Below are 11017 nucleotides of genomic sequence, written 5' to 3' on the forward strand. Positions count from 1 at the left end.
TCTAGTGTGGGTCTTGAATGCGTTTAAACATATGCTCCATATCGCTGTTGCTGAAATGGATCAGTACTGGACGGCCATGCGGGCAGTTAAAAGGATTGTCGCATTGTGCTAAATCCGTCAATAAAACCCGTGCCTGTGCTTCATTCAAATGATGGTTAGCTTTGATGGATCGTTTGCAGCTCATCATGATTGCTGTCGCTTCACGGAATTTCTTCACACTGACAGAACCGGTGATCAGCAGCATGTCAATCATCTCGCGAATAATGCTTTCTTCTTGGCCTGCCGGATACCAGGTTGGATGTGCTCGCACTATGAAGCTGTTTGGACCAAACTCCTCTAGATAAATCCCAACCTCCTGCAGCAGTTCTGTTTTTTCTTTCAGCTTGATCGCATCATTGTTGGGGTAATCTAAGACAAAAGGAACCAGCAACTCCTGCAGATCATCGGAAACATCTCCGATTTTTTCGCGGAAATATTCGTATTTGATTCGCTCTTGAGCCGCGTGCTGATCAATGATATATAGGCCGTCTTTGCTTTGAGCGAACAAATAGGTTCCATGCATTTGACCAAAATACTCCAACATTGGAAACCGTTCTTTTGGCTGTTCTTGCTCCAGCTTCGTGATAGCTTGTTCGATTACCTTCTCACCAGATTGAGTGCTGAGATCAAACTCAGGGTGATCGGTATTGGCCGCCTCTTCGCAGCTCTCCTCTTCAACTTGAGGGGCTTCTTCGGCCAGCGGCTCTGGGGTCTCCTCCACGACCGAGGCTTTTTCCTGCTCGGTCTCTAATGGAACAGGCCTTGTTTCCTCGACCCTCTCTTCTTTCAAGGGGACAGATGTTTCGTTTGCTTCTGGTTGTTTGGCTTCGACATAAAAAATTCCAGTCTTAGGATCGTAATTCAAGTCGCTTTTTTTCTTCGGCTGTTCCTCTAGCGCCAAGTCTAATTGCTCTGTTTGAATTTTTTCGACTTTGCGTTTAAAGCTGGGATTTTCACCAACATCGGGAATCAAATTGATCTGACGCAGACTCTCAGCAATCCCGCGGCTGATCAAATCCATCAATTCTTTTTCTTTGGATAAACGAACTTCCTGCTTAGTAGGGTGGACATTCACATCGACTAACAGCGGGTCCATCGTGATTTCAAGCACTGCGATCGGATAGCGTCCCACCATTAATTTTGACTGGTAGCCATTGATAATCGCCTTGTTCAGCGCGTAATTCTTAATATACCGGCCGTTGATGATCACGGATAAGTAATTGCGGCTTGCACGTGTCACTTCAGGCAGCGAGACATAGCCGTTTAGCGTGAAGTCCAAGTCCTTGGCTTCGACCTTCAGCATTTTTTTCGCTGTCGCAACTCCATAAATACCTGCAAGCGTCTGCTTCAAATCTCCACTGCCGCTGGTGCTTAGCATTTTGTGACCATCATGGACAAGCCGAAAGGCGATCTTGGGATGACTCAAGGCCATCCGGTTCACAATGTCGCCAATATTTGACAATTCCGTCTGCAACGATTTGACATACTTCAAGCGAGCAGGTGTATTAAAGAACAGATTCTCGACCGTGATTTTCGTCCCTGTACGCAAGGAAGTGGGCCGCTGCTCTTCGATCTTGCCGCCTTTTAAGAACAAGTAAGACCCTTGTGTCTCATCGGCAGTCGCGGTCTCCAAGGTCATCTCAGAAACTGAGGCGATCGATGGCAAAGCTTCACCGCGGAAGCCCAGTGTGCGAATCCGGAATAGATCATCGCGATTGTGGATTTTACTGGTTGCATGTCGTTTAAAGGCATTTTCAACATCGTCCTGCCGGATGCCTTCACCGTTATCTACGATCTGGATTTTCTTCAGGCCGGCCTCTTCGATCAAAATATCGATTTGCGTCGCTTTGGCATCGATCGCATTTTCAACTAATTCCTTGACGACTGACGCTGGACGTTCGACTACTTCACCAGCGGCGATTTGATTGGCTAAACGTTCGGATAATTCTTGGATTTTTCCCATCGAACTCCTCCTATCAGCATTTTAAATTCGTTTTTGCAATTCGTATAGGAAGTTTAAAGCTTCCATCGGGTTCATTTCAAGTAAATCGGCTTTCTTGATGCTGTCCACTACACCGAGCTCGGCGGTGGAAACCTCGCTGAATAAGGAAAGCTGCTCCGTTTCTTCAGCGATTTCCACATTTTTCTGAGAAGGAGTGTCCGCTTCTAACGCGGATAGAATCGTCGCTGCCCGTGAAAGCAGATCTGTCGGCATGCCGGCGATCTTGGCTACATGAATCCCGTAGCTTTTATCAGCGGGGCCATCCATCAATTTATGCAGGAAGACGACTTCGCCGTTTTGCTCGACCGCGCCAACGTGAACATTTTTTAGCTGCGGCAGTGTTTCTTCCAACACAGTCAACTCATGGTAATGCGTTGAAAATAGCGTCTTTGCTTTGACATTTTTGTGAATGTATTCAATAATCGCTTGCGCTAGCGCCATTCCGTCATAGGTGGCTGTTCCGCGGCCTAATTCATCAAAGAGAATCAAGCTGTTTGGTGTCGCATGGCGCAGGGCTTGATTGGCCTCCATCATTTCTACCATGAAGGTAGACTGGCCGGCGATCAGGTCATCGCTGGCACCAATTCGGGTAAATATCTGATCAAAAATCGGCAGTTCAGCACTTTCCGCTGGAACAAAGCAGCCCATCTGCGCCATGATTACCGTTAAAGCAAGCTGGCGCATATACGTACTTTTACCAGACATGTTCGGTCCAGTAATCAGCAGCAGCAGTTCATCTGGACTCATATGCACACTATTAGGAATGTACTCTTGATGTCCCAATACTTTTTCTACGACCGGATGACGGCCTTCAGTGATCTGCAAATTGTGGGTACCGACTTCCATTGTCGGCTGTACATATTGATAACGTTCGCTGACTGTCGCAAAGCTTTGCAATACATCGGTCGCACTCAAGCTTTTGGCTAATTTTTGCAAACGGGTGATGGCCTTTTTAACTTCGTTTCGTACCTCTAGGAAGAGTTCATATTCAAGTGCAACGGATTTTTCTTCGGCTTCTAAAATCAAGGTTTCTAATTTTTTCAGCTCAGGAGTGATAAAACGCTCCGCATTCGCTAGGGTTTGCTTCCGCTCGTATTTGCCTTCTTCCAAATTAGCAAGGTTCGACTTCGTGATCTCGATATAGTAGCCAAATACGCGATTATATCCGACTTTTAGCGTCTTAATGCCTGTCGCTTGACGCTCCCGTGCTTCCAGTTCAGCAAGCCAAGTTTTTCCGTTCTTCATCGCTTCGCGGTATTGGTCCAATTGTTCATTGTAGCCGTCCTTAATCACATTTCCTTCGGTGATCTGCAGCGGCGCTTCGTCATTGATGGCTTTTTCGATCAAGTCAACCAAATCGTCCATCGGCTCCATGTCTACTAAGAGATCGTTCCACTCGCCTTGATTGATACCCGTTAACAATTGACGAATCTGCGGTACTTGCATCAATGACGTCTTCAATTGGATCAGGTCGCGGCCATTGACGTTGCCAAAGGCCACACGTCCAGCCAAACGTTCTAAGTCATAGACCTTCGTTAACGTTTCGTTTAGATCCATCCGTTCAAAATAAGCATTCAATAAAGAGGACACCATTGCTTGACGGGCATTGATCTGACGCTTTTGAATCAGCGGGCGATCGATCCATTGCTTTAATAAACGTCCGCCCATCGCTGTTTTCGTTTCATCCAACAACCACAGCAGCGTCCCTTGTTTTTTCCCGGTACGAATTGAACGGGTCAATTCCAGGTTAGTCTTAGAGAAATAATCCAGCTTTAGGAAATGCTCTGGCTGGTATTCTTCTGCTTTCTGAATATGCCCTAAGCTGCGTTTTTGTGTCACCGATAAATAGGTCAACAGTTTGCCTGTCGCTTCTTTTTCCAGCTCGTCGGTGATATCCGCTGTCAGGAAGCTGAACTCCGCGTTGTCTTCGATCGTTTCCTGCTGGGAGAAGACCAGACCCAGACGTTCTGCCAGATTCTTCTGCAGGCCTTCTGGAATCTCGCTGCCTAGAACGATTTCCTTGGTTTGTAACGCCGTTGCTTCATTCATCACGGCTTCTTCGTCATGTAATAAAGCGGTCTTCAGCTCACCCGTCGAAAGATCGACATAGGCGAAGCCAAATTTATCTTTGACTTGAGTGACTGCGGTCAAGAAATTATTGGCTTTGGCTTCAATGCCTTTGCCTTCCATCAAGGTCCCTGGTGTGATTAACTGGACAACCTCACGTTTGACCATTCCTTTGGCCTGTTTCGGATCTTCCATTTGTTCGCAGATCGCGACCTTATAGCCCTGCTCAACTAGAGTATCGATATAGCCTTGAGCTGAATGATGCGGTACTCCGCACATTGGGATCGGATCGTCGGCGTTCCGATTGCGGCTCGTTAATGTTAATTCTAATAGCTGCGAAACCTTGACGGCATCTTCGTTGAAGAGCTCGTAAAAGTCTCCTAGCCGGTAAAATAGAAAAGCGTCTTTATATTGTTCCTTGATCGCCAAATATTGTTCCATCATTGGCGTATTTTTGGTTTTTTGAGGCATTAGTTCTCTCCTTCTCCAGTAGATTCCTCTGCTTCTAAAGCTTTATTGACTTCCTTTTGGATCATCGTCGTCAAATGCTGAAGCAGATCATTGGTTTCAAACAGCTGCTCACGATAAGCAATCACCAATGGATGCTGATTCAACTCTTTTGTCAGACGATCGGCTTCCTTTAAGGCTTCGCGCTCTGCTTCCGGTTTGCCGTAATGGGCAAATTGGACTGCATCCTTTTGCGCTGCTTTGATGTCTTCTTCTAATTTCTGAAGTGTGTCGTTTTCTGCTACTCGTTTTTGGAGCTGCTGGTAACGGATGATCACTTCATTTTCACCTAATAATGCTGTTAAATGAGATAAAGCCGCATCGACGGCGGCTTCATTTGCTAGATTCATTTTATCCCTCTGCTTCTATTCTCTAAATGGACGATCTTCATTGATCAAGATCGTTTCGATTTTTTGTCCATGGCCATTTTTATCGATATCAATCACACAAGCGGACAATACCGAACGGCCTTCTTCAATTACTTCAAAACGATGCGGCAGCGCCGTCAAGAATTTTTCAATGATCGGCTCTTTCTTCATCCCTAAAATACCATCATACGGTCCTGTCATTCCAACATCCGTTAAATAGGCAGTCCCTTTAGGCAAGATGCGCGCGTCATTGGTTTGAACATGGGTGTGTGTGCCGACTACCGCTGAAACACGACCGTCCGCAAACCAGCCCATCGCCTGCTTTTCACTCGTCGTTTCACCGTGAAAATCAACAAAAATATAGGGGGTACGCTCCCGCGCTTCCTTGATCAAATTATCGGCGATACGAAAAGGATCATCTAAATCGGTCATAAACGAACGTCCCTGCAAATTGATAATCGCCAGCTCCAACTCATTCACCTTCACATACAAATGCCCTTTGCCTGGTGCACCCTCCGGAAAATTCGCCGGTCGGATCATTTTTTTCGCGTCAGAAATAAACTCAAAAATCGCTTTGTTGTCCCAAGTATGGTTCCCCATCGTGACAACATCGACCCCATCTTGTAAAAACTTCTTATAGATTTTTTCTGTGATACCACGGCCTGCAGCCGCGTTCTCGCCATTGACGATCGTCAACTGTGGATGGTATTTCTTCTTTAATCGCGGTAAATAATCGCTCAGCATTTGCCGACCTAACGAACCAACAACATCCCCAATGAATAGTAAGCGCACTTTTTTTCCCCTTCTCTAGTTAAGCATCTTGTCTTATTATAGTTGTTTTTGCTTGAAAATAAAAGATTCCATTCAACTTGCTGAAGGCATTTTAAAAATAAAAAAAACTGTGGGTAGTATTCACCCACAGTTTTCAACTGTTAAACAACCTCGGCTGCTCCTTCTTTATCCCAATGTGCTTTCTTTTCACTTTCTGCACGATAGCTTTGAACATGCTCCCATGTCTCTGGGTCCTGCTGATAAGTGTTAAAATCCAGCTCATCCATCAGCCATTTTTTCTGATCCTCGTCATAAACTAGACTCACAATAGCATTTTGCTTATCTGAGCTCAGCGCCTCATCGATTCCGACTTCCTCGACCAATTGCATCGAGCGCTTAAGATCGATATACAAATCTAATTGTACTTTTGTTTGTCCGTTGTTTACCGAAATTGAATCGCAATCAATCTTAACTGATTGAAATTGCTGATCAAAGCTTTTTAAGTACGGCTTCAGCTCTTCAAGGCTGCTCTGCATCTCTTCTTTGTGCCGCTTAGAGGCAGTCAATTGGGACATGTTCAGCCCTTCTCGAATGCCCTTGTTGAAAGAATCGAAGTAGTTGACTGCAGAAGCCAGCAGGTGCTTTTGAAATTTTTGATTGCCTTCATACAGACTATTTTCTTCAACCGTCACCCGTTGGTCTTCCGCTTTGAGATCGATGGTCTCCTTGTCCTTTTTGGCTCCGAATTTCGGATGGGCCATCTCATAGGTCAATTGGTATTTTCCCGGCAGGAATGGGCCAAAGGTATACTTGTTCCACTCTTCAACATACTCGCCGGAAATATCTTGTGCTTGGATCGTTGCCTGAAGCTCCGTTCCTTTAGGCAATTCGATCACTAAAAAACGCGCATTCGGATAAATCTGCGCCGGCTTCAAAAAGGAAGAGCCTTCTTTAATCGTGAAATTTTCATCTTCCTTCAATAGCTTGACGACTTGTTCCTTCTTCATTTTCTTCAAATGCTGATAAAAAACCTTTTGCGCATCTTTTGTAATCTTTTTCTTGTTCGAATAGCTTGGCATATAGCGCTTGATTTCCGTCTGGTCATTTTTAAGCAAGGCCTCCGCAAGCCGATCGACCGTTGCATCCTCACTATTTTTATAACTGGAATAGCTGATGGAACCAAAAACAATTACCGCTATCAACGCAATAACTGCCAGCGTTCCAGTCTTTCTAGTCATTCAGTCCGCCTCTGAAGGCTGCTTTCATGGATTTGAAATAGTAGTTTCGGCTTTCGTTGGATGAGTTGATTTCCCATTTGCCATCCTTTTTCTCCAGCTTCACTTGATAGCCTTCACCGTTCATATTGTCATCAGTATTGATTGGCGCTTCATTGATTTTTCCAGGTAATTCCTGTAACAGGTATTTTTCTGCATCACGACGAACACTTGTATAATCAGTATATTTGCCTTTGTTTTCTTCAACGAATTTATCTGTGATCGATTTCGTATCGACATCATCTAAAAATACCATTTCCGGACGCACATAGATTACTGCTGATTCTGGGAAGAATTCTTTAAAGCTGTAAGTCACTTTACCTTTTTCAGCATTCGTCTGTTGGATCTGAGTAATGACTTTTTCCAATTCAGCCGTGGAAGGCTCGTAGTTTGAGAAATCATCCTTCAGGCTATTGATACTGTCATCTTTGAAGGTCTTGCGTTCTGCTTCCACATCATTGGCCAGCTCAAGCTTTCCAGCCGCCTTCTTATCTTCATCCTTCACTTCGTCAGAACCGAAAAAGACTTTCGTTACGTATTGACTAGTCAAGGCCTGCACTGCTTTAGTGTCATCGCTGTATTTTTTCGTGTTTAGTTTCAGCTCGATGCCTTCGTCTTTGTCTTCATCTGTGTAGTATGTCGGTTTATAATGCAGCTCATATTCCGCATCCTTCTTGACTTCAAATACCAGCGGCTCGGTAAAGCTCTTATCCTCTGACAAGCTTTCACTGCTCATTACCTTAAAATTATCGTTGGAATCATAGACATGCTCGGAAGAAACCTTCTTGCCATCTTCATCATATAAAGCAAAGTCACTAGAGGAAACATCTAATTTGTCCTTTGATTTATTTTTCACCTTGATGTCTAATGCTAAAAAGCCTGTTTCATCATCAACCTTTTCCCCATCAGGAATGATGTAGCTGCCTCCTTCGACACTCATTTCAACCTTGGAGGTTTGCGCTGTATTTTCCTTTTTGTCCTCTTTTTTTGTCTCTCCGCCGCCTGAGCAGGCAGTCATCGTTAATAACAAACTGCTCAGTAAAACCACTCCGCTAAGCACCCTAAACTTTTTCATGTGTTCTCCTCCTATATGTACTACTTTTTTAGTTAATAAAAAAACATTTATTGACTATATGATATACGAAAAAGAACACCTCCGTCAACATAGTTACAGAAATTAACAACAAGTAGAGAAAACTTAAAAAAACAAATAGAATTAATAAATGAAAATGTTAAAAAAAGATTTTATAATATTTAAATCTGTTTAATTTGTCATTTTCCTTTCTGTTTTCCACAAGTAAATAAATAAAACACGAGCGGTTTCTTATTTGTGAGAAACACTGTCAAAAAAACATCGTCTTTCGTGGAAGAACTCAAGAACATAGTCCTCGTTCCAAAGGGGGATTAAACAAATCCCATGCCTTTCCCTCCATTATTTGTTAATTAATCCAAAAAAGAACCGGGAAAAAATCCCGGTTCTTACATCTGCTTATTCATGAACCAATTCTAATTGGCGTAATGCTTTATAGATACCGTCTTGATCGTTCGTATCGGTCACAAGATTCGCTGCTTCTTTGACATGGTTAGCAGCATTGCCCATCGCCACACCTGTCCCTGCCAAATTCAGCATTTCAATATCATTATTGCCATCACCGAAAGTAACGATGTTTTCTGGTTTGATCCCGACCTTCTTCGCTAACGCTAAGATCGTTTGGGCCTTCGATCCAGGATTTGGAATGATGTCTACACTATTTTCATGCCAGCGAACCAATCGAAATTCTGGAAAGGCCGCTTGAAATTCTTCATCCATGGACTGGTCATAAAAGGCACAGCCTTGATAGACTTCATGCTGAGAGAAATAATCTGCATCGTACGCAGGAGCCTGCTGTCCAAAAGAAGACATAGCATTGCTGACTTTTGCTCCGTCGAAATTCGTGACACGCCCAAAGGAATCTAGGCCAAAGAGAATGATATCGATCTTCCGCTCACTGGCAAAGTCAATCATCCGAGTCAGAGCTTCACGATCAAGCGTGTGCTTATAAACCTGCTCATGATCTAAAAAACCGGCAGAGCCATTACAAATGATGTAATTCGTACACCCCAACTGATGAATCACATCGCCAGCCAATAAGCGGGAACGTCCTGTCGCAATAGTCACTAAGTGTCCAGCTTCACGCAATGCTTTCAACGCCTTCATCGTGCTGTCCAAAGGTTTTCTTTGGCTGCTCAACAAGGTCCCATCAATGTCTAGTGCGATTAATTTTCTTTCCAAAATATCTCTCTCCATTTATATGTATTTGCTGCCCTCACGTAGGGCTAACTTACTTAATGAATGCTGCTGCATAAAACTCTTTACCCAATCAGGATTCACCTTGCTATAATCCCGCAACGCCCATCCGATCGCCTTCTGAATGAAAAATTCCTCCGTCGTCAGATCCGCCAAGATTGCTTGTGCCAATAATTTTGTATCAGTTTCTTCTTTAAATAGAAGCTGCAGGTTAATCGCTATACGCCGATACCAGAAATTCTCGTGCTGATAAAAGAAGCTGTACACAGACTCCAACTTCTCAGGGTGAGCCAAGACCCACGTAGAAAAAACTTTACGCCAGGCATCAATACTGTCCCACCAACTCTTTTCCGCTAATAAAGGAAGCAAAGCGGCTAGCTCCTCCAGTGAGAAGCGTTGGATATTTTTCTGCGCTAAATCAATGGCATAGTATTGGTATTCCCGCTCGTCCTTGCGGTAGTTGCGGAAAATCTCTTGAATCAGCTCCGACAGCGGCAGCGCTAGGCTTTCTTTTAAATAAGGACGCTCTAACAAGGCCCTTTGCGGTTTTTTAACGCCGCAAAACGGAAAGAGATTTTTCATATAGCGAGCCATCGGTTCTGCATGATCCGGTTGATACGGAAAAATCAACGCTTCCATTGATGGATCCACCTCTTTTCACCTCTTCATTGTAGAGAAGTTTCAGAGAATTTGCAAAAACTTCTTCCGTAATTTTCATTCAATCTTTTTGCTGTCTTTGATAAAAAGGAATCGTTTTTTGTCAGCACCCAACAATTAACACATTTTTTTCAAAAAAGCAACAGCTGAACTTGACTCGGTGTAGTCTTTTCCGTTATACTGACCTTTGTGTAAAATAATGCAGCAGAGGAATAATAGCCCGTCCCCAGTTCGTTGCCAGCATTGGTTCAATTGTGTAACCGCGGCTGCAAAGGTGAAGATTGAAGAACGAACTACACGGATATGAATTTTTCAACGGATTATTTTACTCCAAAACAATTTATTGGAGGAATTTTTAATGTCACGTTATACAGGACCATCATGGAAACAATCTCGTCGTCTTGGTATCTCATTATCAGGAACAGGGAAAGAATTAGCACGTCGTCCATACGCTCCAGGTCAACATGGACCAAACAGCCGTGGAAAGAAATCTGAATACGGCTTGCAAATGTCAGAAAAACAAAAATTACGTTTCATCTACGGATTAAACGAACGTCAATTCCGTAACTTATTCGTACGCGCTAGCAAAATCAAAGAAGGTAAACACGGTGTTAACTTCATGATCTTACTAGAACGTCGTCTAGATAACGTGGTTTACCGTCTAGGTTTGGCTTCTACTCGTCGCCAAGCTCGTCAATTAGTTAACCACGGTCACGTAACTGTCGATGGCAAACGTGTTGACATCGCTTCTTATGAAGTAGAAGTTGGCCAAGTTATCGGTATCCGTGAAAAATCTAAAAACATGATTACTGTGAAAGAAGCAGTTGAATCAGCTGTTGGTCGTCCTGCTTTCGTAAGCTTCGACGATGAAAAATTAGAAGGTTCATTGTCTCGTTTACCAGAACGCGATGAAATCAACCCAGAAATCGACGAATCATTAGTCGTTGAATTCTACAACAAATTAATGTAAGACTTCTTACAGACACTCAAGTCCTTGCACCGCAAGGGTTTGGGTGTTTTTTTGATACTTGAATTGTCAAATCAA

General features: G+C 43.7%; 9 protein-coding genes. 1 reads left to right on the top strand and 8 read right to left on the bottom strand.

Features of this window, described 5'->3' with window-relative positions; translation table 11 throughout:
- Window position 1: 1 nt before the first annotated feature.
- From mutL to JZO85_RS16430, 8 genes are all read right to left on the bottom strand, one after another.
- Window positions 2-2002, bottom strand: coding sequence for a DNA mismatch repair endonuclease MutL (gene mutL / locus JZO85_RS16395; protein WP_207109593.1), 2001 nt, complete (start codon window positions 2000-2002; stop codon window positions 2-4).
- Between the two features lie 21 nt (window positions 2003-2023).
- Window positions 2024-4579, bottom strand: coding sequence for a DNA mismatch repair protein MutS (gene mutS, locus JZO85_RS16400; RefSeq protein WP_207109594.1), 2556 nt, complete (start codon window positions 4577-4579; stop codon window positions 2024-2026).
- Window positions 4579-4965: a YlbF family regulator gene (locus tag JZO85_RS16405; RefSeq protein ID WP_207109595.1), complete on the bottom strand. Its 387-nt coding sequence runs from the start codon at window positions 4963-4965 to the stop codon at window positions 4579-4581. The genes mutS and JZO85_RS16405 overlap by 1 nt, the downstream gene beginning before the upstream one ends.
- A gap of 15 nt (window positions 4966-4980) precedes the next feature.
- Window positions 4981-5775 carry a TIGR00282 family metallophosphoesterase gene (locus JZO85_RS16410; RefSeq protein WP_207109596.1) on the bottom strand — a complete coding sequence of 265 codons (795 nt, stop codon included), beginning with the start codon at window positions 5773-5775 and terminating at the stop codon, window positions 4981-4983.
- Window positions 5776-5915: 140 nt separating this feature from the next.
- Complete coding sequence (locus JZO85_RS16415) at window positions 5916-6992, bottom strand: zinc ribbon domain-containing protein (RefSeq protein WP_207109597.1); 1077 nt, start codon at window positions 6990-6992, stop codon at window positions 5916-5918.
- A complete protein-coding gene (locus tag JZO85_RS16420; protein WP_207109598.1) occupies window positions 6985-8103 on the bottom strand; it encodes a DUF4352 domain-containing protein in 1119 nt (372 codons plus the stop codon). Before JZO85_RS16420 ends, JZO85_RS16415 begins: the two co-directional genes overlap by 8 nt.
- Window positions 8104-8517: 414 nt before the next feature.
- Complete coding sequence (locus tag JZO85_RS16425) at window positions 8518-9300, bottom strand: Cof-type HAD-IIB family hydrolase (protein ID WP_207109599.1); 783 nt, start codon at window positions 9298-9300, stop codon at window positions 8518-8520.
- Between the two features lie 15 nt (window positions 9301-9315).
- Entirely contained in the window at window positions 9316-9954 is a 639-nt protein-coding gene (locus JZO85_RS16430) for a DNA alkylation repair protein (RefSeq protein WP_207109600.1), read from the bottom strand.
- Between the two features lie 376 nt (window positions 9955-10330).
- On the opposite strand from JZO85_RS16430, the gene rpsD reads away from it, so the two are divergent.
- Entirely contained in the window at window positions 10331-10942 is a 612-nt protein-coding gene (gene rpsD, locus JZO85_RS16435; protein ID WP_207109601.1) for a 30S ribosomal protein S4, read from the top strand.
- The last annotated feature ends 75 nt before the right edge of the window (window positions 10943-11017 follow it).

Source organism: Candidatus Enterococcus murrayae (assembly GCF_017315985.1).
Lineage (GTDB): Bacteria > Bacillota > Bacilli > Lactobacillales > Enterococcaceae > Enterococcus_A > Enterococcus_A murrayae.